The organism is Burkholderia sp. HI2761 (genome assembly GCF_002223355.1).
Classification (GTDB): Bacteria; Pseudomonadota; Gammaproteobacteria; order Burkholderiales; family Burkholderiaceae; genus Burkholderia.
The window spans coordinates 128,921-148,821 of sequence record NZ_NKFN01000008.1 but is presented as its reverse complement, the minus strand read 5'-3'; the positions used below and the strand labels follow the sequence as shown (position 1 = coordinate 148,821).

Sequence of the window (19,901 nt, the reverse complement as noted above, 5' to 3'; positions counted from 1 at the left end):
ATGCTTCGATACGCCATCATTTTCTTCGTCATCGCGATCATTGCCGCCGTGTTCGGCTTCGGCGGCATCGCCGCGGGCGCGGCCGAGATCGCGAAGATCCTGTTCTACATCTTCGTCGTGATCTTCCTGGTCACGCTGCTGCTGGGCGTCGTCCGACGATGAGCGTGACGCCCGACCGGTCGGAGCGCGTGAAGGAGCTCGAGCACGCGTTCGCGATCGGTTTTCCGTCGCAGTCGACCGTCGTCGTGCAGCCGGACGACGCATCGGGTCGGCTGACGATCCACGTGTCGTGGGTGCGCGTGCCGTCCGACGAGGACGCGCGCGAATGGCGCTGCACGGTCGACATGCGGTTCGATGCGGACGTGATCGAACGCTACGCGTTGCTCGATGACGCCGACCGGCTGCGCGTGCGCACGCAGCTATGCGACCGCGCGCGGCGCGCGGTGGACGAGCACAAGCCGCGCATCGAGGATGCCGCGATCGAATGCAACGTGGCGCTCGACGTGACGCGCACCCAATTCGACGCGGCGCTGCGCGCGCCCTGACGCCGCGGCCGGCCCGCGGTCGTTCGCGGCGCGCCGGGCCGGCTTTCCCTGCCGTCCGCACGCGTCGCGCCGCGGCGCGTCGCCGTGCGGCGGCTTCCTATCGAATGCCACGAGGACACCTAGCGATGACGAATCCCCCATCCGCCGGCAAGACCCCGCCGACGCAACCGCACGACAGCGTGAAGTCGCGCCAGCTCGAGGAGAACCGTGCGCGGCCCGACGGCGAGGCGCTGCGCACCAACCAGGGCGTGCGGATCGCCGACAACCAGAACACGCTGCGAGGCGGCGCGCGCGGCCCGTCGCTGCTCGAAGACTTCATCATGCGCGAGAAGATCACGCATTTCGATCACGAGCGCATTCCGGAGCGCGTGGTGCATGCGCGCGGGTCGGCCGCCCACGGCGTGTTCCGCGTGTACGAGCCGATGGCCGACTACACGAAGGCCGCGTTCCTGCAGGACCCGGCCGCCGAAACGCCGGTGTACGTGCGTTTCTCGACCGTGCAGGGGCCGCGCGGCTCGTCCGACACCGTGCGCGACGTGCGCGGCTTCGCGGTGAAGTTCTATACCGAGGAAGGCAACTACGACCTCGTCGGCAACAACATGCCGGTGTTCTTCATCCAGGACGCGATCAAGTTCCCCGACTTCGTGCACGCGGTGAAGCCGGAAGCGCCGAACGAGATGCCGACCGGCGCATCGGCGCACGACACGTTCTGGGATTTCGTGTCGCTGGTGCCGGAAACGACGCACACGGTGCTGTGGCTGATGTCGGACCGCGCGTTGCCGGCGAGCTATCGCGCGATGGACGGCTTCGGCGTGCACACGTTCCGCTTCGTGAACGCGGCCGGCGTCGAGCGTTTCGTGAAATTCCACTGGCGGCCCGTGAGCGGCGCGTATTCGCTGCTGTGGGACGAGGCGCAGCGAATCGCCGGCCACGACCCGGATTTCAATCGGCGCGACCTGTGGACGGCGATTGAGCGCGGCGACTATCCGGAGTTCGAGCTCGGTGTGCAGATGATCGATCCGGCCGACGCGGACAAATTCGACTTCGACCTGCTGGATGCGACCAAGCTCGTGCCGGAAGAGCTCGTGCCGGTGCGGCCGATCGGCCGGATGACGCTGAACCGCAACCCCGACAACTTCTTCGCGGAGACCGAGCAGGTCGCGTTTCACCCGGGCCACGTGGTGCCGGGCATCGACTTCACGAACGACCCGTTGTTGCAGGGGCGGCTGTTCTCGTACACCGATACGCAACTGAGCCGGCTCGGCGGCCCGAATTTCCACGAGATTCCGATCAACCGGCCGGTGTGTCCGTTCGCGAACAACCAGCGCGATGCGCTGCACCGGCAGACGATCAACGTCGGGCAGGCGTCGTACGAGCCGAACTCGACGAGCGGCGGCTGGCCGCGCGAGACGCCGCCCGCGCCGTCCGGCGGCGGTTTCGAGACCGTGCCCGAGCCGCTCGAAGGCAACAAGGTGCGCGTGCGCAGCGAATCGTTCGCGGACCATTTCTCGCAGCCCGCGCTGTTCTATCAGAGCATGACCGAGATCGAGCAGCGGCATATCCGCGACGCGTACTGCTTCGAGCTCGGCAAGGTCACGCAGCCGAAGATTCGCGAGCGGGTGGTCAACGAGATCATCGCGCGCTTCGACGCGGGGCTCGCCGCGCAGGTCGCCGAGCGGCTCGGGCTGCCCGCGCCGCAGGCGGCCGCGACGCCGGCCGTCGCGCAGCGCTCGCCCGCGCTGAGCCTGATCGGCCGCGCGAAGCCCGGCATCCGTTCGCGCAAGATCGCGCTGATTGCGACGCCCGGCGTGAATCAGGTGCTCGTCGAGCAGGTGCGCGACGCGCTGCAGGCCGCGCACGCGGTGCCGACGATCGTCGCGCCGACGCTCGCGCCGATCGGCGGCATCGTGCCGGAGGCGACGCTGGTCGGCATGCCGTCGGTGATGTTCGATGCGGTGTTCGTCTGCGGCGGCGACGGCGACGGGCGCGACCTCGCGCACAGCGCCGACGCCCGCCATTTCGTGCGCGAGGCGTTCAAGCACCTGAAGCCGATCGCGGCCGTCGGGTCGGGGCGGCAACTGCTCAGCGCCGCCCACCTGCCCGATCCGGCCGAAGGCGTGTGCGTCGGGCAGGCGGTCGATCTCGACAAGGTGCTGAACACGTTGTCGGATCACCTCGGCCAGCATCGCGTGTGGGCGCGCGAGCAGCAGGCGGCTGAACTGCCGGCATAGGGCCGGCTGCGGTTTGCGCCGGTCGGCGCGCCTGCCTTTGGGCGGGCGCGCTTTCGGCCAGGGCCTGTTCACGCTAATAACGGGCTTGCGCTGGCCCCCAGAAGGGCCGAGCGCAAGGATTGCGACGAAGCGAATACTCGACGTATTCGCGAGGAGCATGACGCGGCGATCGGCCCTTCTGGGGGCCAGCCCCGCGAATGCATTTTTCTAAACAGGGGAACGTGCCTTTCCGCCCGCATGGCGGCGTCGTTCGTCGTTGCAATAGCAACGGCTATTGCGCCTCCTCTCTTCTTGCCCTGCGGGCGGAAAGGCACGTTCGCAAGCCCGTTATTAGCGTGAACAGGCCCTAGGAGGAACACGCATGGCACCGCGGATGATATGGAAAGGCGCGATCAGCTTCGGGCTCGTGCACGTGCCCGTGCAGTTGTTCCCGGCGACGCGCACGGTGAAGCCGTCGTTCCGGATGCTCGACAAGCGCTCGATGGACCCGATCGGCTATCGGCAGATCAACAAGCGCACCGGCAAGGAGGTCACGCGCGAGGACATCGTGCGCGGCTACGAGTACGAGAAGGAGCGCTACGTCGTGCTCAGCGACGACGAAATCCGCGCGGCGAATCCGGAATCGACGCAGACGGTCGACATCCTGACCTTCGTCGACGAGGACGCCGTGTCGTTTCTCTATCTGGACACGCCTTACTACCTGGTACCCGACCGCAAGGGCGAGAAGGTCTACGCGCTGCTGCGCGACGCGCTGAAGGACAGCGGCAAGATCGGCATCGCGCTCGTGGTGATGCGCGACCGCCAGCATCTGGGCGCGCTGATTCCGGTCGGGCCGATGCTCGCGCTCGATACGCTGCGCTGGCAGGAGGAATTGCGGCCGCTCGCCGAATTGTCGGTGCCGGCCGACGACGCGAAGGGCGCCGGCGTCACCGCGCGCGAACTCGACATGGCGAAGAAGCTGATCGACGACATGTCCGGCAAATGGACGCCCGACGAATATCACGACACGTTCCGCGACGATATCCTCGAACTGGTCGAGCGCAAGGTGCGCGCGGGCAAGATCGAGGAGATCGAGGACCGGCCCGCGCAGACCGGGCGCGCGGCGAGCAACGTGGTCGATCTCACCGAGCTGCTCAAGCGCAGCCTGAAGGGCGGCGCCGGCGCGCGCGCGGCGGATCTGCGCGACGAGCGCGGCGAAGCGGAGGGCGAGGCGTCGTCGTCGCGGGGCGGCGCGCGCCGCAAGCCGGCGGCGAAATCCGCGGCGAAAGGCGCGGCGACGAAAACCGCGGCGAAGCGAACCGCCGCGAAACGCGGCGCGACGAGCGCACCTGCGGCGAAGAAGACCGCCGCGCGCCGCAAGCACGCGGCGTGATGCCGATGACGCCGATTCCGACTCCGATTCCGACGAGGTGACGCGATGGCCGGCAAGCTCGATCCGTACCGCCGCAAGCGCCATTTCGGCGCGACGCCCGAGCCCGAAGGGGCGCACGGGAAACGTCGCGCGAAAGCGCAGACGCAAGCGGACACGAAGCCGAAGGCGAAGCCTGCCGCGCGTGCACGCCATGCGCTGCGCTTCGTGATCCAGGAGCACCACGCGCGACGGCTGCACTACGACTTCCGGCTCGAACTCGACGGCACGCTCAAGTCGTGGGCCGTGCCGAAGGGGCCGAGCTTCGATCCGCGGGTGAAGCGGCTCGCCGTGCACGTCGAGGACCATCCGCTCGAATATGCGTCGTTCGAAGGCGAGATTCCGGCCGGGCATTACGGTGCGGGGTCGGTCGTCGTCTGGGACGAAGGCACGTGGACGCCCGATGGCGGCGTGGCGCACGCGCGCGAAGGCTATCGGGCGGGCAAGCTGACGTTCCGGCTCGACGGCCACAAGCTGCACGGCGGCTGGGCGCTCGTGCGCAGCGGGCGGCAGGAAGGGCGTCAGGAGCAGTGGCTGCTGATCAAGGAGCGCGATGACGACGCGCGCGGCGCCGATGAATTCGACGTCGTCGGCGAGCGGCCGGGAAGCGTGCATGACGGCGCGTCCAACGGCGCGGCGCGCAAGCGCGCGGCGTCTCGCCGCGAATCGGCTGGCGCGGACGGCGATGCACGCGACGCGCGACACGACAACCAGCGTCCCACCGAACCGTCGCAAGTCGAAGGCGCGGTGCGCGCGCCGCTGCCCGAGCGCGTCGCGCCGCAACTCGCGACGCTGGTCGACGCACCGCCGACCCAGGGCGGTTGGTGCTACGAACTGAAGTTCGACGGCTATCGGATCCTGGCGCGTATCGTGGGGAAGGGCGCGCGTCGGCGCGTCACGTTGATGACGCGCGAAGGCCGGGACTGGACCGCGAAGCTGCGCGCGCAGCGCGACGCGCTCGCGGCGCTCGACGTCGACGACGCATGGCTCGACGGCGAGGCCGTCGTGCTCGGCGAAAACGGCCTGCCCGATTTCCAGGCGTTGCAGAACGCGTTCGGCACCGGGCGAGCGGATGCGATCACTTTCTTCGTGTTCGATCTGCCTTATCTCGACGGATACGACCTGCGCGATGCGCCGCTCACGGCCCGCCGAGCGCTGCTCGAACCGCTGCTCGCGAACGGCGACCCGGCGCGCGTGCGCTTTTCGCCCGATCTCGGCGAGGACGTCGCGTCGCTGATCGCGAGCGCCTGCGACACCGGCCTCGAAGGGCTGATCGGCAAGCGTGCGGACTCGCGCTATCGCGCCGGCCGTTCGCCTGCCTGGATCAAGCTCAAGTGCCGGCGCCGGCAGGAGTTCGTGATCGGCGGCTTCACGGAGCCGTCGGGCAGCCGGCACGGCTTCGGTGCGCTGCTGCTCGGCGTGCACGAACCGGCGCCGGCCGGCAAGCGGCGGCGCGGGCCCGGGCCGCTGCGCTACGTCGGCCGTGTCGGCACCGGCTTCGACGCGCGGATGCTCGATCGTCTCGCCGCGATCCTGCGCCGGCACGAACGCGACACGATGCCGTTCGATGCACCGCCGCGCGAACGCACGCGCACGCGCGTGCACTGGGTCGAGCCGATACTCGTCGCCGAATGCGAATTCGCGGAATGGACCGGCGACGGCATCGTGCGGCAGGCCGCATTCATCGCGCTGCGAGAGGACAAGCCGGCGGAGCAGATCGTTCGCGAGATGCCGAAACACATGGAAACGGAGGGGGCGATGGATCAGCATTCGACCACGCAGGACAAGCCGCGGCGTGCGTCGCGCACCGATCGTCACGCGAGTACGGGCACGGCGCGCGGCGCGCGCGCCTCTGCCGACGCCGATACGCTCGGCCGCGTGCGCATCACGCATCCCGAGCGCGTGCTCGACCCGCAAGGCGGCACGCGCAAGATCGATCTCGCGCGGTACTGGCAATGGGTCGCGCCGTGGCTGTTGCCCGACCTGAAAGGGCGGCCCGTCTCGCTCGTGCGCGCACCGGGCGACATCGCCGGCGAACTGTTCTTTCAGAAGCATGCGGAGCGCCGCGAGATTCCGTTCGTCACGCAGCACGAAGGGCTCGATCCGGGCCACGGGCCGCTGCTGTCGCTCGATAGCGTCGATGCGCTGCTCGGCGCGGCGCAGATGGGCACGGTCGAACTGCACACGTGGAACGCGCATGCGTCGAACATCGAGCGACCCGACCGCATCGTGTTCGACCTCGATCCCGACCCGGCGCTGCCGTGGCGCACGATGATCGACGCCGCGCAACTCGTGCGCGGGCTGCTCGACGAACTCGGCCTCGTGTCGTTCTGCAAGACCAGCGGCGGCAAGGGGCTGCACGTCGTCGTGCCGCTCACGCGGCATGCGGGCTGGGACGACGTGAAGGACTTTTCGCGCGCGGTCGCGCAGCACGTCGCCGGCACGCTGCCCGACCGTTTCACCGCGACGATGGGGCCGCGCCACCGGCGCGGCAAGATCTTCGTCGACTACCTGCGCAACGGGCGCGGCGCGAGCACGATCGCCGCGTATTCGGTGCGCGCGCGCCCCGGCATGGGCGTGTCGGTGCCGCTCGACTGGGACGAAGTGCCCGACACGACGGGCGGCGCGCAATGGACGATCGATACGCTGCACGAACGTCTGGACACGTTGAAGCGCGATCCGTGGGACAGCTACGAGAAGGCGCGCCAGCGCATCACCGCGGCGATGCGGGCGCGGCTCGGCGCCGACGCGTGACCGTCAGCGCCGATGCTGCTGCAGCCGGTAATACCAGTTCATCAGCGGCGTCGCCGAAATCCCGTGCGCGACCACCGACGCGGACACGACCGCCAGCACCGGCGCCGCGAGCGGGCGTACGACCTCGGACGGACCATGCTCGAGCGCGAACAGCAGGTAGTAGAACGAACCGATCCCGCGGATGCCGAACCACGCCATCAGCCGCCGCTGCGCATGCGTCGCGCGCGACCCGGAAAGGGTGACCAGCACCGCGAGCGGACGCACCGCGACGAACAGCACGGCGGCCAGCGCGGCGGCACCCCACGTGATCAGCGGGCCGGGCAGCGTCGAGAGCACGCTGCCGATCATCGTCATCACGATCGCTTCCGCAATCCGTTCGAGCTCGATCGTGAAGCCGAGCACCGATTCGGCCATGAACGCATGTGCCTTCTCCGGATGCTTTTCGGTGGCGACGACGTCTTCCGAATCGATCTGGCCGATCACTTCGCGCGGCGGGCGGTCGCCGCTCGCGCGATGCTCGACGCGCCGCATCGCGACGCCGGCGGCGAACGTCGCGATGAAGCCGAACGTATGCGCGAGCTGCGCGGCGCCGAACGACAGCACGATCAGCGCCAGCGCGAAGAAGCCTTCGAGGCCGAGCGCCTGCGCGTGGCGCGTGCGCAGCCAGCCGATCGTCTTCGTCGTGACCCAGCCGAGGCCGCCGCCGATCGCGGCCGCGCCCGCGATGCCCCACAGCGCGACGAGCGCGAACGTGCCGGACAGCGGCGGGATGCCGTACGTCGCATCGGGTGCGCCGCACAGCGCGAGCCCCGCGAGCGCGAACGGCAGCGCGATGCCGTCGTTCATCCCGCCTTCGCCGGACAACGCGAAGCGCACCAGGTCGCGATCGCCGGGATCGTGCACCTGCACGTCGTGCGCAAGCACCGGGTCGGTCGGCGCGAGGATCGCCGCGAGCAGCAGCGCCGGCCCCCAGCCGAGGCCCAGCGCGAGCACCGCGCACACCGCGAGCAGCGGCACGGTCACGATCATCGCGAGCAGCCCGAGCCGGCACGGCACGAGCCACAGCTTGTCGGACAGCGGCACGCGCAGCCGCAGCCCGATCGCGAACAGCGACACGAGCAGCGCGACTTCGACGATCTCGCGCAGCAGGCGGCCGTCGCGTTCGAGATCGAGGTGCAGCAGGCCGGCGCCGGCCGGGCCGAGCGCGACGCCGAGCACCAGGTAAATCATGGCCGAGCTGCAGGGGAGGTGGCGCAGCGCGGACGTCACGACGCCCATGGTCAGCAGCACCGCGCCGATGATCAGATACCAGAGGGTTTCATGCATGCGTGTGATCGCGGCAGGTCGGTACGGGCGGCGCGCCCACCGTCAGGGCTTGCGGCCGAACGCCTCGCGCAGTTTCCGCTTCGCGCGTTCGAGCGTCGTGCGGCGCGTCTTGGGCAGGTTGCGGCCCGCGCGGTTCACGTAGAAATTCAGCATCGACATCGCCGACTGGAACGGCGACGCCTTGCGGCGGCGGCTGTGTTCGGCCGAGCGCTTCAGCGACGCAGCGATCGCGGCCGGATCGTCGGATTTGAAGATGTCGGGCTCGATGTCGAGCGCCTCGCTTTTTTGCGTGACTTCGCCGGACCAGCGCTTGCGGTGGGCCGGGTCGGCGCTGCGCGCGCGGCCCGGGCGGCGCGTGTGGCGCTTGCCGTGCGGATGGGAAGCAGAAGCGGAAGGCATGGGGCAGGGCTCCGTATGGGGTCAGAGGACAGGCGTGTGGAGAAAGGCGACGCAAAGCGCGTGCCGCACCACGAACGTTGCCCGCGACGGCATGGGCCTTGCTGACAGATCGGAGCAGGAATTCCCATCACGCAATCATCCACAAGGAGAAAACGCCATGAAGTCAGCATTCGAATCGAAGTTTGTCGCGCGGCGTGTGCTGGCCTGCGCGGCTGTCGCGCTCGTCGCGGCCGCGCCGGCCGCGTGGGCGCAGAACTCGCAGCGCTCGGACGAGGGCACCGGCGCGCCGAATCCGTCGATGGACATGTCGACGCCGGGCACCAACGGCAATACGGCCGCGCCGCCTCCGCCGGCGGGCACGCAGCGGCACGGCATGAAGCACGGGATGCGCTCGCACGGCGCGTCGGCCCGTCACGTGAAGCCGGGCGGCGGCCCGAACGGCGCGGGCGAGGGCGGTAGCGGCGCCACGGGCGGCGGTGTCGGCGGCGGCTCGGGCGGGGCCGGTGGCGGCTCGGGTGGCGCCGGCGGCGCCGGCAACGGCGGTGGGGCAGGCTCGACGGGCTCGGGCGGCGGCGGGGCCGCCGGCGGCGGTTCCAGCGGTAAGTGACGGTGTCGTGCCGGCGCGGCCGGCACGGCGCGATGGCGGCGCGGTTCCCGGCATGGGCGCGCCGCCACCACGCAGGAGGACATCATGCAATCGAATTCCCGGATTTTCCTGGAGCACGACGAGATCGACGACGATGCAGTCGACACGGACGATCTCGACACGACGGTCCACGTGGACGTCGAAACGGGCAGGGTCATGTTTCATGCGGCGTGGGCGAATGCCGTCGAGGCGCCGCCGGAAGCGGCCCGACATTCGGTCGTGCTTGCGCTCGAATGCTCGACGATGGAACGCTACGCGGATCTCGACGACGGCGCGCGGATGCGTGTGCACGCGATGCTGCACGACGCCGTGCAGCAGACGCTCGAGCAATTGCCCGATACCGACGAGAACCTGACGCTGACCATCGAGTTGACCGACTCGATGCTCGATGCGGCACGCCATCTGCAGTAATCGCGTCGGATCGACGCACGGCATCGCGTTACATCACGTTGAAATCTTTGCAGCCGGGCCGGTGTTGATACGGACTGACCGGGCCACGGGGCGCCTATCCCCCCGATCGCGGGTCGTTCCCCGATGGACGCCACGCTACACGCGGGCGGCCGGAACGGCGATTGCTGCATGACGGCACGACAGGCACGGCACACCGTGTACTCCCTTATTCCCTATCCACGGAGGCATTCATGAGCGGCAGGCTGGATCATTGCAAGGTAGCGATTCTCGCGGTCGACGGCTTCGAGGAAGCCGAGCTCGTCGAACCGCAGCGCGCGCTCGCGGCCGAAGGCGCGCAGGTGGACGTGATTTCGCAGAAGCGCGGCGAGATCCAGGGTTTCCGGCACGTCGACAAGGGCGAGCGCGTGAGGGTCGACCGCACCTTCGACGATGCGCGCGAAGGCGACTACGACGCGGTCGTGCTGCCGGGCGGCGTCGTGAACGGCGACGCGATCCGGATGCTGCCGGCCGCGCGCGAATTCGTGACGGCGGCCGTCGGCGCCGGCAAGCCGGTCGCGGCGATCTGCCACGGCGGCTGGCTGCTCGTGTCGGCCGGGCTCGTGGAGGGCAAGACGATGACGAGCTGGCCGAGCCTGCAGGACGATATCCGTCATGCGGGCGGCAAGTGGGTGGACGAGGAAGTCGTGCGCGACGGCAACCTCATCACGAGCCGCAAGCCGGCCGATCTGCCCGCGTTCAACGGCGCGCTGGTCGAGCGCCTCGCAGCGCGGGGGGCATGAGCCGATGCCGGCCGATTCCGCCCGCCCCGTGACGCTCACCGACGAACCGCCGACGTTCGACGGCGCGGCGCTGCAGTTGCGCTTCGTCGTCGACGTCGATGGCGCGCCGCAGACCTGCGCGATTACCGTCGAGGCGCTGGAGGATCATTTCGGTGCGCGGTCCGCGCTGGAAGCCGACCTGCGCGATGCGTTCGAGCGCGGCCGCGCGCGCATCGAAGCCGCATGCGCGGACGTGCTGGCCAGCGGCAACCACGACGTGGTGCTGCATAGCGGGTATTTCCGTGCGCCGGACGGGCGCGCGCGGGCGGGCTTGTTTCGCCAGCGGCAGTCGTGAGGGGATTGCATTTGCCGCAGCGTTTCTTCTGCCATCGTCGCTCGCCCGCCCTTACATGCCGTTGAAAACTTTGCAGCGGCTCGAACGCGCCGTCGGGTGCCACATCGCGCGGCGCGCGCACCGCACGGACGCCGCTCGCATCACGCGGATTGGCACGATCCGTGCGTGCTCGTAACGTCGCCGGCGCACGCTTCGCGCCGCCTGCCGATGCGACGCCGCTGTCGCGTCGTGCGTAGCCGCCAACGGGGAAACGAGCATGCTGACCGCCCATGAATTTGCCGCGCTGTTCCTGGTGCATCACGCACCGGAACAGATCCAGATCGACCGCGACGACGTCGTCGCGCTCGTCGAACAACAATTGATCGTGATGCAGCGCGACGACGCATCGGGCGCGCACCGGCCCGCATTGACGGCCGACGGACTGTCGGTCCTGCGGTGCGTGCAGCGTCATGACGCCGACGAGCCCCGTGCGATCGACATCACCGACGCGTGACGCACGGGGCCGCGCGCGGCACTCACCGCGCGATCGCGACGGATGCGTTGACCTGCACGACCGGCGGCTGGCCTTCGAACGGCGGCGCGTGCAGGAAGCGGTCGATCACGCCGGCCTCGAACAGTAGACAGTAGGTCGAGCCGCCGAACTGGAAGTAGCCGATCTCGTCGCCCTTGTCGACGCGCTGGCCCGGCACGACCTCGATCACGCACGACGACACGTCGCCCATCCCGACGAACACGGCCGCCACGGTGCCGATGCCGGGATCGTCGCTCGAGATCGCGACCACCGCGCGCGCGGCGACCGCCGTCGTGTAGCCCTGCGAGTCGTTGAGCCCGGCCGGGTCCGGGCCTTCCGCTTCGGCGACCGAGTAATACGTGCCGTCCACCCGATACGCATGCGTGACGACGCCGCGCACCGGCGCATGCCAGCGATGGTAGTTGTACGCACTGAGGTAGGCCTGGTAGACGTCGCCGCCGACGAAACGCTCGGCGAGCGACAGCCATGCGGGCGTGAAGAGGTCGCGCAGCGAATACGGCTGCGCCTTGATCCAGAACGTGTCGCGCAGCTTCACGTTGGTTTCGGTGTGATAGGGCGCGGCTTCGCACGCGCTGACGATCACGTGCGGATCGTCGGGCGCCGCAACGGGCCGCGCGCCGTCGCGAAAGCGGCGCGTGAAGAAGTCGTTCCACGAATCGAAGCCCCAGTGCGGCTGGTCTTCGCGATACTGGAATTGCGACAGCCCCAGGCGCTTGCGCGCTGCGTCGCAGAACCAGCCGTCGGGCGCCGACGTGTCGAGATGCGCGCGCGAATGCGGGCCGCCGAGGAAGTCGCACCAGACGTTCAGCACGCGTTTCAACTGCGCGTTGACGGCCGCGTCGCGAAACACCGCGTGGCCGGACGGCATGCACATCGGCCAGTCGAAGAACGCGTTCAGCGGGCACACGATCAGGCTTTCCTCGCTGAACGGCGGCGTGTAGGTCATCAGATGGTCGAGCACGGTCATCAGCTCGCCGATCGACGCGTAGCCGAGCCGGTATCCCGATTCGCGCGCTTCGTCGATTGCGCGGGTCAGGCTCATGTGCAGCACGGCGTTGTCGTCGAACAGCCGCGCGAGTTCCTGCACGGCCGGCGTGCGCAGGCGCTCGCCGGCATGCGCGCGCGCTTCGCTCGCCATTTTTTCGCGGAACGCGGCCATGTGAGATTCCTCGGTGGCCATCCATCCGCCGAGACGGCGGCGTGTGGCGGGCGGCGTGTTGCGATTCGTCGGCATCGTCACCTCCGGAACGGTTGCGGTCGAATCGATGTAGCAAGACGCTTGCCCGACGGACGGCACCGAAATTGCTGCGTTCTGGACGACCGGTTTCCTTCGATGACTCAGGAGAGAAAAATGGCTACAGCTTCGAATGCACGACAGACGAACGACGCGGGCGCGACGGACGAACGCCGCCGCAACGGACAGCGAACCGTGACGCCGACGCGCACGCGAGCACGTCCGGCGGCGTCTCGCGACGGCGCGCGGCAAGCCGGGCGCGGTAACGACAGCGGGAACGGGCCGGTGACGCCGAGCCGCGGAGAAGAAGAGGCAAGGAAGCCGCTGTGGGAGGACGACAGCGGCGAGATGCCGCCGGAAGAGTGGTCGTGAGGGGGCCGTTACTGGCCGGCCGATCCGGGGGAGTGAACTACTGGCCGCGCGCGTGTCGGGGCCGATCCTGACCCGCCGCCGACGCCGCGACGAGCACCGCCACCGGTAACCCGCCCAGATAGCGATCGAGCGCCAGCGCACCTTCCGGCGCATCGATCGCATCCCCCGCATTCAACCAGTCGATCCACGGCCCTTCAACGCCGCGCGGCAGCACGACCGCCGTATCGCCCCATTCCCGAGGCTCCACGCGCGGCAACGCCGGCGCTTCGCCCAGCAACCGGCACGCGAGCCGCGTCGCGACCACCACCACGGTGGCCGCGTCGTCGCACCGCGCGAACGCCACCGCATGCCGCCCGAGCTTGCCGCGCACACGCAGCGGAACGTACGCACCGTCCGCGAACGTGGCCGGCCATCGCGCACGCAGCGCGAGCATCCGCTCGATCAGCGCGCGCTTCACGCGCGCATCGGGCCACGTCGGCAGATACGACGCGACCGGTCCGTCGACCGATTGCGCTGCCAGCGTCGCGAACGGCACGTCGCGCCGATTGTCCGGATCGACGAGCGAGTGATCCCATGACTCGGTACCCTGATACAGATCGGGCACGCCGGGCGACGCGATCCGCAGCGCGGTTTGCGTCAGGCTGTTGACGACGCCGGCCGGCGCGATCCGCGCGACGAACGCGTGCAGCCGATGCGGAAAATCGCCGGCGCCGCGCGGCGTCAGGATCGCGCGAACGAACGCTTCGCAGCCGCGCTCGTAATCCGGCTCGGGCGCGAGCCAGTCGGTGTATTGCTTCGCTTCGCGCAGCGCCTTCGTCTGCCATTGCACGACGCGCGTCGCGAGCGCGGCGAGCCCGGCCGCATCGTCGGGCGCGAGCGCCGGCAGCCAGCAGCCGACGAGCGTCTGGTACAGCATCGCCTCGGCGGCCGGCCCGGGCGTCCACGCGAGGTCGCGGTGCGCGCCGCCGCGATGCGGCAGGTTCAGCGCCGACCAGTCGAGCGACACCGCGCGCCACGCATCGGGCGTCTCGCTCAGCACCGCGAGCCGCGCCCGCGCGTCCTCGCCGCGCTTGTGGTCGTGCGTGGCCGTCGCGACGAGCCCGTGCGGCACGGTGCGCGCGCGGCGCCGGTTGCGCGCATGGAACGCGCCGCGCGACAGGCTGAAGTCGCCGGCGTCGGCGCCGACCTCGTTGCGCGACAGCAGCCGGCCATAGCGATAGTTGGCCGTATCCTCGACGCCCTTCGCGGCCAGCGGCGCGGTGAGCTGCGCGAACGCGACACGCGCCGCGACCAGCGCATCGGCGTTCGCGCGCGGCACGCGCACGACCGGCAAGCCGAGCCACGCGGCGACGCGCTCGAGCGCGAACCGGTCGGCCGGATCGAGCGCCGCGTACGCGCCGTCGTACGCGTGCGCGAGGACGCGACGGTCGGCGTCGGCGGGTTCGTCGCCCGGCGCCGGATACATCCGGTACACGGGCAGCCGCACCGCGAGTTCGCCGAGCATGCGCTGGATCGCGATTCGGCTGACGTCGCGCGTCGCGGGCGAGGCCCGCGCGATCCCGTGCAGCAACCGCGCGACCCGGGCATGCTCGACGGCGAGCTGACGCATCAGCACGCGCCGCTTGCCGTCGAGGGCTTCCTGCGCGAACGTGCGCGTGGACCCCGATACGGCCGCCCAGTGCGCGGCGAGCGGTTCGGCGCCGGCCGGGTCGTGCAGCAGCGCGCCGACGTCGTTCATGAAGTCGTAGCCGGTGGTGCCGTCGACGGCCCAGTCGGTGCGCAGCGCCTCGCCGGGCGCGAGGATCTTCTCAACGACGACGTAGGGCCGCGCGTCGCGCTGCGCGGCGAGCCGCGCGTGCAGCCGGCGGCAATACGCGCCGGGATCGGCGAGGCCGTCGACGTGATCGACGCGCACGCCGTCGACGAGCCCGGCCGCATGGAGGCGCAGCGGCAGCGCATGAACGGCGTCGAATACGGCGTCGTCGTCGACGCGCACGGCCGCGAGCGTCGCGATGTCGAAGAAGCGCCGCCAGTTCAGCTCGTCGGCGGCCGTGCGCCACCATGCGAGCCGGTAGTGCTGGCGTTCGAGCAGATGATGCAGGCACGCGCGCGAGCGCGCGCGGCGCGGGTCGGCGCCGCGCAATACCGCGTCGAGCGCGTGCGGGCCGTGCGCGCTCGCATGGTCGCGCAGCGCCGCGTGGGCGGCGGCGAGCCGCGCGCTGTCGCGTGGCGGCGCGGCGTCGAAGCGCTCGGCGAGCGCGTTCAGGTCCGCGCGGTTCGCGATGCGCAGGATCTCCGCGTAAGTGGCGACGGCAACCGGCAGCCGCCGCCCCGGGCACGCGATGGTGAAGCGGCCCGCGGCCGGATCGGCGCGCAGCGTGATGTCGCCGGCCGCGAGCGCATCGCCGTACGGCGCGCCGAGGCACGGCAGCAGCACCTTGCCGTCGAGCGCCGGGTCGGGCGGATGCCAGTCGATGTCGAAGGTGCGCGCGTACGGGCTCGCCGGTCCCCATTCGAGCACGTCGTTCCACCAGCCGTTCGACGACCCGCCGACGCCCATGTGGTTCGGCACGATGTCGACGATGATGCCGAGGCCGCGCGCGCGCAGCGCGTCGACGAGCCGCATGAAGCCGGCTTCGCCGCCGAGTTCCGCGCCGAGCGCGCCGTAGTCGACGGTGTCGTAGCCGTGCAGCGAGCCCGGTTCGGCCGTCGACACCGGCGACAGGTACAGATGGCTGACGCCGAGCCGCGCGAAGTAGTCGGCGTGCGCGGCCGCGTCGTCGAACGTGAAGCCCGCATGCAGCTGTAGCCGCAGCGTCGCGCGTGGGGTCATGGGCCGTGCCTCCGCGCGCGGCGCGCGTGCACGACGGCGGCGATACGGGTGCGCACGTCGGCGTCGAACAGCGTGTCGATCGTGCGCGGCAGCCGCTGTCGCCAGTTCGGATGGCCGCACGGCGGTCCCGGCAGGTTCGGCTGTGCGTCGAGCGCGAGCAGATCCTCGAGCGGCAGCAGCGCGAGCGGCGACGGGCTGCTCGCGACGTATCCGAGGATCGCGGTCACCGGCGGCATGTCGGCCGGCGGCATCGCGGCGCCGGCCGGCACGCAGCCGGCCTCCTGCAGCGCGTGCCACAGCGCCGCGCGCTCGGTGGCGCGTTCCGCATGAGCGGCGAGCAGCTCGGCAGACGAGGCCCGCGGAGGCGTCGGGGGGCCGGGTTCGGGGCGCTGCACGGTGTCGTGTCCGAACGCCATGCTTTGCACGATCTCGTCCGAATCGTGCGCGCTCGCGTCGTCCGGCGCCGGTGCGCCGACGTCGCCCGGCTGCGTTGCGTCGCGTCGTCTCGCGGCTTCGGCTTCGGCCTCGGCTGCAATGCGCCGCCATCCGAGATCGATGCCGCGCCACCAGCCGGCCACGGTCGGCAAATCGTGCGTCGAGGTCGTCGCGATCGCATGGCGATCCCACGCGGACGGCGGCCGGAACGCGCCATTCGCATCGCGCTCGAACCACAGCACGCGCATGCCCGCGACACCTTGCGTGCCGAGCCGTTCGCGCAATCCGGCCGGCACGGTGCCGAGATCCTCGCCGATCGCGATCGCGCGATGGCGGGCCGCCTCGAGCGCGACGAGCCGCACCAGATCGTCGAGCGGATAGCGCAGGTACGCGCCGCTGCGCGGCGAGCCGCCGTCCGGCACGATCCACATCCGCGCGAAGCCGAGCACGTGATCGATGCGGATGCCGCCCGCGTGCGCGAACGCGGCGCGCAGCAGCTCGATGAACGGCATGAAGCCGTCCGCGCGCAGCGCATCGGGCGTCCACGTCGTCACGCCCCACGCCTGGCCGGCCGCATTGAACAGGTCCGGCGGCGCGCCGAGCGACACGCCGCGCAGCAGCGTCGTGCCGTGCGCCCACGCGTCGCTCCCGGCGCGATCCGAGCCGACCGCGAGATCGGCGATCAGCCCGGTCGCCATGCCCGCGCCGCGCGCCGCGTGCTGCGCGTCGCCGAGCGCGCGCGACGCGCACCATTGCAGGAACGTGTGGAATGCGATCGTGTCGGCATGCGCGTGCGCGAACGCGTCGACTTCCGCCGATCCCGGCATGCGCCATGGCGCGGGCCACTGCCGCCAGTCCGCGCCGATCCCGTGCTCGATGCAGAACGCCTGCAGCGCATCGAAGCGCGCATGCGCGTCGAGCGCCGCGCCGCCCGCCGCGCGAAAACGCTGGTACGTGTCGCGCGACGGGTCGTCGCTGGCGCGCCACGCGTCGAAGCACGCACGCAGGCGGCGCAGCTTCGCCGGCAGCACGCGCGGCCAGTCGATCAACGCGGTATCGGCCGTGGCCGTGGATGCGCGAGGCGCGGCATCGGCGCCCGGTACCGCGTCGCAGTCGAGATACGCGACGTTGTGCCAGCGTCGCGACGACGGCGAATACGGGCTGTCGTGCGCGGGGAGCGCCGGATAGCCGGCATGCGTCGGGCTGATCGCCACCGCCTGCGCGCCGTGGCGCGCCGCCTGCGCGGCCAGCCGCGCGAGTGCCGTGTAGTCGCCCGCGCCGTCGTCGCCGGTGCGGCGCAGGCTGTAGAGCTGCGCGGCGATACCCCAGCGGCCCGCGTCGCGTCCGCGTGCGAACGCGTCGAAGGGCTGCACACGCGGCGGCGCGATCGCCAAGCCGATGCGCTGCTCGCCGACGTCGAGCGCGTGATAGCCCGGCATCGCGAGCGGCGGCAGCGTGCCGTGTTCGCCCGCGCCGCCCACGCGCCCGTCCACGTGCCCGCCGGTTTCGAGCGAGATCCGGAAGCGCGCGCCCGGCGACGCGACGGTCGCGGGCAGCGTCAGCGGCAGGCCGGCGTCGCCGGTCACGACGCGCGGCGGCGCCGCGTTCGCGTCGGCGAGCGCCGCCGCGCTGTCGACCCGCTGGATCGCGGTGCCGCACGGCCAGCCGAGCGCATCGACGAGCGCGACGAGCGCGTCGTCGTCCACGCGCCGAGCGACGCCGCCCGCGTCGGTCCATTCGGGTTCCAGCCCGGCCGCACGGGCGAGCGCCGTGATCGGAACGTCGGTCGTCATGATGCGCTCCGTCCGTTCGCGCGGTGCTGCCGCGCATCCTGGTTGACCGCGCCGTCGCGCCACGCGATGCACGCGCGCGGCGGCAATTGCCGGCCCGGCAGCCGGTCGCGTGCGCGCGGCGGCGTCTCGAACACGATCTTGCCGACCGGCAGCCCGGGCAGCGCCGCGTCGTGCGACCCGAGATTCAGCGCGATCGTCAGCGTGCTGCTGTCGCCGAGACGCCAGCGCGCGACGAGCGCCTGCGGGTCGCCGTCGCCCGCGAGCAGGTCGACGCCGAGCGACCGCACACCGGCCAGATGCGGGATCACGAGCGCCGCGCGCACGGCCAGCGCGCTGCGGTAGAAGCGGCGCCAGGCGGCCGCGTCGGGCCACGACTCGTCGGGCGGGTGGTGCGACGACGAACGCACGAACGTCGCGATGTCGTTCGGGTCGGGAATCGCGTCGCGGTGCGCGGCGTCGGCGAATGCGGGAAACGCGGCGAATTCGCGGCGCCGGCCGTCGCGCACCGCGTCGGCGAGCGCGCCGCGATAGTCGGTGAAGAACTGGAACGGCTGCGTGCTGCCGTCCTCCTCGCCCATGAACAGCAGCGGAATCGACGGTGCGAGCAGCATCAGCGCGGTCGCCGCGCGCACGGCGTCGTCGTTCGCGAGCGCGCGCAGCCGTTCGCCGAACGCACGGTTGCCGATCTGGTCGTGGTTCTGCAGGAACGCGACGAACGCGGTCGGCGGCAAATGCGTGCTCGGCTCGCCGCGTGCGGCGCCGTCGCGCAGCGGCGACGGCTCGCCCTGATACGCGAAGCCTTCGCCGAGCGTGCGCGCGAAATGGCGCAGCGGCGCGTCGGCGTACGCGCGGTAGTAGCCGTCGCGCTCGCCGGTCAACAGCACGTGCGCGCTGTTGTGGAAGTCGTCGTTCCATTGCGCGTCGAAGCCGCCGGGGCCGAGCAGGCTCGCGGTATTGCGCTCGTTCTCCAGCACGAGATGCACGTGGCGCGCGTCGCCCGCGTACGCGCGCACGCGGCGCGCGAGTTCGCGCAGCCACGCGTCGTCGTCGATCGCGTGCGCGGCGTCGATGCGCAGCCCGTCGAAACGGTATTCGTCGAGCCAGTACAGCGCGTTGTCGATGAAGAACGCGCTCGTTTGCGGCCGAGAGAAGTCGATCGCCGGCCCCCACGCGGTCTGCTGGTCCGCGCGGAAGAAATCGGGCGCGTAGCGCGGCAGCAGGTTGCCTTCGGGGCCGAAATGGTTGTACACGACGTCGAGGAACACCTGCAGCCCGAGCCCGTGCGCGGTGTCGACCAGCGATTTCAGCTCCTCGGGCCGCCCGTACGACGCATCGGGCGCGAACGGCAGCACGCCGTCGTAGCCCCAGTTGCGCGCCCCGGGGAACGCATTGACGGGCATCAGTTCGACCGCGGTCACGCCGAGTTCGGCGATCGACGGCAGCCGCCGCTCGACGGCCGCGTAGCCGCCGCATGCGCCGACGTGCAGCTCGTACAGCACCGTTTCGTGCCACGGGCGGCCGCGCCACCCGTCGTGGCGCCAGCGGTACGCGGCCGGATCGACGACCTGGCTCGGGCCCAGCACGTCGTAGGGCTGGAAGCGCGACGCGGGATCGGCCACCGCGAGCGCGTCGTCGAGCAGGTAGCGATATAGCGTGCCGGGGCCGCACGGCGCGACCGTCTCGAACCAGCCGTCGCCGGCCGGCGTCATCGGAATCGCTCGGCCGCCTTCGTCCTGCAGCTCGACGGCGGCCGTACGGCTCGCGGGCGCCCACAGCCGGAAGCGCGTGCGGTCGGCCTCGACGCAGGTCGCGCCGAACGACGATTCGAATGCATGCGTGCCGGTGGGGCGGGCGGAACGGGTGGTCATG

At 70.9% G+C, this 19,901-nt stretch carries 17 protein-coding genes; 11 read left to right on the top strand and 6 right to left on the bottom strand.

From position 1 onward, the window contains the following. From CFB46_RS30600 to ligD, 5 genes are all read left to right on the top strand, one after another. On the top strand, positions 1-162 hold the full coding sequence (locus tag CFB46_RS30600; RefSeq protein ID WP_006498332.1) for a DUF1328 family protein: 162 nt from the start codon (positions 1-3) through the stop codon (positions 160-162). Then, entirely contained in the window at positions 159-545 is a 387-nt protein-coding gene (locus CFB46_RS30595) for a DUF3022 domain-containing protein (protein WP_027786003.1), read from the top strand. Before CFB46_RS30600 ends, CFB46_RS30595 begins: the two co-directional genes overlap by 4 nt. Positions 546-670: 125 nt before the next feature. After that, entirely contained in the window at positions 671-2,776 is a 2,106-nt protein-coding gene (gene katE / locus CFB46_RS30590) for a catalase HPII (protein ID WP_027786002.1), read from the top strand. A gap of 361 nt (positions 2,777-3,137) precedes the next feature. Beyond that, positions 3,138-4,148: a non-homologous end joining protein Ku gene (gene ku, locus CFB46_RS30585; protein WP_027786001.1), complete on the top strand. Its 1,011-nt coding sequence runs from the start codon at positions 3,138-3,140 to the stop codon at positions 4,146-4,148. Between the two features lie 45 nt (positions 4,149-4,193). Continuing rightward, positions 4,194-6,938 (top strand): DNA ligase D, encoded by a 2,745-nt coding sequence (gene ligD, locus CFB46_RS30580; RefSeq protein ID WP_089502428.1) that lies wholly within the window; start codon positions 4,194-4,196, stop codon positions 6,936-6,938. A 3-nt stretch (positions 6,939-6,941) separates the two neighbouring features. On the opposite strand, the gene CFB46_RS30575 is transcribed toward ligD, so the two are convergent. Further along, a complete protein-coding gene (locus CFB46_RS30575) occupies positions 6,942-8,264 on the bottom strand; it encodes a cation:proton antiporter domain-containing protein (RefSeq protein WP_027785999.1) in 1,323 nt (440 codons plus the stop codon). 42 nt (positions 8,265-8,306) lie between these two features. Continuing rightward, positions 8,307-8,663 carry a DUF3175 domain-containing protein gene (locus CFB46_RS30570; RefSeq protein WP_027785998.1) on the bottom strand — a complete coding sequence of 119 codons (357 nt, stop codon included), beginning with the start codon at positions 8,661-8,663 and terminating at the stop codon, positions 8,307-8,309. 157 nt (positions 8,664-8,820) lie between these two features. Here CFB46_RS30570 and CFB46_RS30565 point away from each other — a divergent pair, with 157 nt between their 5' ends. From CFB46_RS30565 to CFB46_RS30540, 5 genes are all read left to right on the top strand, one after another. After that, positions 8,821-9,270 (top strand): hypothetical protein, encoded by a 450-nt coding sequence (locus CFB46_RS30565; protein WP_027785997.1) that lies wholly within the window; start codon positions 8,821-8,823, stop codon positions 9,268-9,270. A gap of 84 nt (positions 9,271-9,354) precedes the next feature. Beyond that, entirely contained in the window at positions 9,355-9,720 is a 366-nt protein-coding gene (locus CFB46_RS30560; protein WP_027785996.1) for a DUF3022 domain-containing protein, read from the top strand. 230 nt (positions 9,721-9,950) lie between these two features. Continuing rightward, positions 9,951-10,499: a type 1 glutamine amidotransferase domain-containing protein gene (locus CFB46_RS30555; protein WP_027785995.1), complete on the top strand. Its 549-nt coding sequence runs from the start codon at positions 9,951-9,953 to the stop codon at positions 10,497-10,499. A gap of 4 nt (positions 10,500-10,503) precedes the next feature. Then, positions 10,504-10,833, top strand: a complete 330-nt coding sequence (locus CFB46_RS30550) for a DUF1488 domain-containing protein (protein WP_027785994.1) — start codon at positions 10,504-10,506, stop codon at positions 10,831-10,833. A gap of 256 nt (positions 10,834-11,089) precedes the next feature. After that, positions 11,090-11,326: a hypothetical protein gene (locus CFB46_RS30540; protein WP_089502427.1), complete on the top strand. Its 237-nt coding sequence runs from the start codon at positions 11,090-11,092 to the stop codon at positions 11,324-11,326. 22 nt (positions 11,327-11,348) lie between these two features. Here CFB46_RS30540 and CFB46_RS30535 read toward each other — a convergent pair whose 3' ends face one another. Then, positions 11,349-12,599, bottom strand: coding sequence for a phosphatidylserine decarboxylase family protein (locus CFB46_RS30535; protein ID WP_027785991.1), 1,251 nt, complete (start codon positions 12,597-12,599; stop codon positions 11,349-11,351). A 117-nt stretch (positions 12,600-12,716) separates the two neighbouring features. Here CFB46_RS30535 and CFB46_RS36125 point away from each other — a divergent pair, with 117 nt between their 5' ends. Next, positions 12,717-12,971: a hypothetical protein gene (locus tag CFB46_RS36125; RefSeq protein ID WP_179235143.1), complete on the top strand. Its 255-nt coding sequence runs from the start codon at positions 12,717-12,719 to the stop codon at positions 12,969-12,971. Between the two features lie 37 nt (positions 12,972-13,008). Here CFB46_RS36125 and treY read toward each other — a convergent pair whose 3' ends face one another. The 3 genes from treY to treZ are packed head-to-tail and all read right to left on the bottom strand — an operon-like array spanning position 13,009 to position 19,900. After that, on the bottom strand, positions 13,009-15,804 hold the full coding sequence (gene treY / locus CFB46_RS30525; protein WP_051421427.1) for a malto-oligosyltrehalose synthase: 2,796 nt from the start codon (positions 15,802-15,804) through the stop codon (positions 13,009-13,011). Beyond that, on the bottom strand, positions 15,801-18,032 hold the full coding sequence (malQ, locus tag CFB46_RS30520) for a 4-alpha-glucanotransferase (protein ID WP_027785990.1): 2,232 nt from the start codon (positions 18,030-18,032) through the stop codon (positions 15,801-15,803). Before malQ ends, treY begins: the two co-directional genes overlap by 4 nt. Further along, positions 18,029-19,900 carry a malto-oligosyltrehalose trehalohydrolase gene (treZ, locus tag CFB46_RS30515; protein ID WP_027785989.1) on the bottom strand — a complete coding sequence of 624 codons (1,872 nt, stop codon included), beginning with the start codon at positions 19,898-19,900 and terminating at the stop codon, positions 18,029-18,031. The genes malQ and treZ overlap by 4 nt, the downstream gene beginning before the upstream one ends. Position 19,901: the final 1 nt, after the last annotated feature.

Excerpts from the sequence above, each read along its gene's own strand:
- CFB46_RS30600 (WP_006498332.1), top strand. The coding sequence starts at position 1 with ATGCTTCGATACGCCATCATTTTCTTCGTCATCGCGATCATTGCCGCC.
- CFB46_RS30595 (WP_027786003.1), top strand. The coding sequence starts at position 159 with ATGAGCGTGACGCCCGACCGGTCGGAGCGCGTGAAGGAGCTCGAGCAC.
- katE (WP_027786002.1), top strand. The coding sequence starts at position 671 with ATGACGAATCCCCCATCCGCCGGCAAGACCCCGCCGACGCAACCGCAC.
- ku (WP_027786001.1), top strand. The coding sequence starts at position 3,138 with ATGGCACCGCGGATGATATGGAAAGGCGCGATCAGCTTCGGGCTCGTG.
- ligD (WP_089502428.1), top strand. The coding sequence starts at position 4,194 with ATGGCCGGCAAGCTCGATCCGTACCGCCGCAAGCGCCATTTCGGCGCG.
- CFB46_RS30575 (WP_027785999.1), bottom strand. The coding sequence starts at position 8,264 with ATGCATGAAACCCTCTGGTATCTGATCATCGGCGCGGTGCTGCTGACC.
- CFB46_RS30570 (WP_027785998.1), bottom strand. The coding sequence starts at position 8,663 with ATGCCTTCCGCTTCTGCTTCCCATCCGCACGGCAAGCGCCACACGCGC.
- CFB46_RS30565 (WP_027785997.1), top strand. The coding sequence starts at position 8,821 with ATGAAGTCAGCATTCGAATCGAAGTTTGTCGCGCGGCGTGTGCTGGCC.
- CFB46_RS30560 (WP_027785996.1), top strand. The coding sequence starts at position 9,355 with ATGCAATCGAATTCCCGGATTTTCCTGGAGCACGACGAGATCGACGAC.
- CFB46_RS30555 (WP_027785995.1), top strand. The coding sequence starts at position 9,951 with ATGAGCGGCAGGCTGGATCATTGCAAGGTAGCGATTCTCGCGGTCGAC.
- CFB46_RS30550 (WP_027785994.1), top strand. The coding sequence starts at position 10,504 with ATGCCGGCCGATTCCGCCCGCCCCGTGACGCTCACCGACGAACCGCCG.
- CFB46_RS30540 (WP_089502427.1), top strand. The coding sequence starts at position 11,090 with ATGCTGACCGCCCATGAATTTGCCGCGCTGTTCCTGGTGCATCACGCA.
- CFB46_RS30535 (WP_027785991.1), bottom strand. The coding sequence starts at position 12,599 with ATGCCGACGAATCGCAACACGCCGCCCGCCACACGCCGCCGTCTCGGC.
- CFB46_RS36125 (WP_179235143.1), top strand. The coding sequence starts at position 12,717 with ATGGCTACAGCTTCGAATGCACGACAGACGAACGACGCGGGCGCGACG.
- treY (WP_051421427.1), bottom strand. The coding sequence starts at position 15,804 with ATGACCCCACGCGCGACGCTGCGGCTACAGCTGCATGCGGGCTTCACG.
- malQ (WP_027785990.1), bottom strand. The coding sequence starts at position 18,032 with ATGACGACCGACGTTCCGATCACGGCGCTCGCCCGTGCGGCCGGGCTG.
- treZ (WP_027785989.1), bottom strand. The coding sequence starts at position 19,900 with ATGACCACCCGTTCCGCCCGCCCCACCGGCACGCATGCATTCGAATCG.